Below are 289 nucleotides of genomic sequence, written 5' to 3'. Positions count from 1 at the left end.
CAACGGTCAGCGCGTGTACTACAAGGATTTGGCGGCGCGCCTCAAGGGTCTGAAACAGGACCCTGAAACATCATGGTTGAGTGAAGTGTCGTCGGTCGTCCTGCAGCAATCGCTTCGTCACCTGGACACGGCTTTTACAAAATTCTTCAAGAAGGAATCGGGTTATCCCACGTTCAAGTCTCGCCGGGACAACCAGTCGTGTTCGTACATGCCAAACGCCTTTGCTTTTCGTGAAGGAAAGTTGACGCTGGCCAAGCATGAAACTCCTTTGGATATTTGCTGGAGTCGT

At 51.6% G+C, this 289-nt stretch carries 1 pseudogene; it reads left to right on the top strand.

What is annotated here, in order from left to right:
- Positions 1-289, top strand: a pseudogene (locus tag IV91_RS18695) (RNA-guided endonuclease TnpB family protein); the annotation flags it as partial.

Source organism: Ferrovum myxofaciens, from assembly GCF_000735045.1.
Classification (GTDB): domain Bacteria; phylum Pseudomonadota; class Gammaproteobacteria; order Burkholderiales; family Ferrovaceae; genus Ferrovum; species Ferrovum myxofaciens.
Note: the sequence above shows the minus strand (reverse complement) of the source record. Positions and strands in the feature narration are given on the sequence as shown.